Here is a 226-nt window from a genome sequence, read left to right as displayed (position 1 = left end):
GGGCCTGGACAAAAGAGCCAGAACGATTCACCCTCAATCCGCTCCAGCAAATGCCGGGACTAAACATTTAAGAGTCTTCGCCAAACCACTTCCTGTGGTTATGGGTCCCGGCCTTCGCCGGGACGACCCCGTGGCTACGCCTTGAAATACGCGATCTGCGTCGTGGTCGCGAGCAGCCGTCCGTTCGGCGACCACAACTCGGCGTTCTGGTCGGCGTAGCTCTTGT

The 226-nt window shown here is 59.3% G+C and carries 1 pseudogene; it reads right to left on the bottom strand.

The window, feature by feature from the left end:
• Nucleotides 1-134 precede the first annotated feature (134 nt).
• A pseudogene (locus G8O24_RS43925) lies at nt 135-226 on the bottom strand (thioesterase family protein); the annotation flags it as partial.

The organism is Bradyrhizobium campsiandrae (assembly GCF_014529705.1).
Lineage (GTDB): Bacteria > Pseudomonadota > Alphaproteobacteria > Rhizobiales > Xanthobacteraceae > Bradyrhizobium > Bradyrhizobium campsiandrae.
Note: the sequence above shows the minus strand (reverse complement) of the source record. Positions and strands in the feature narration are given on the sequence as shown.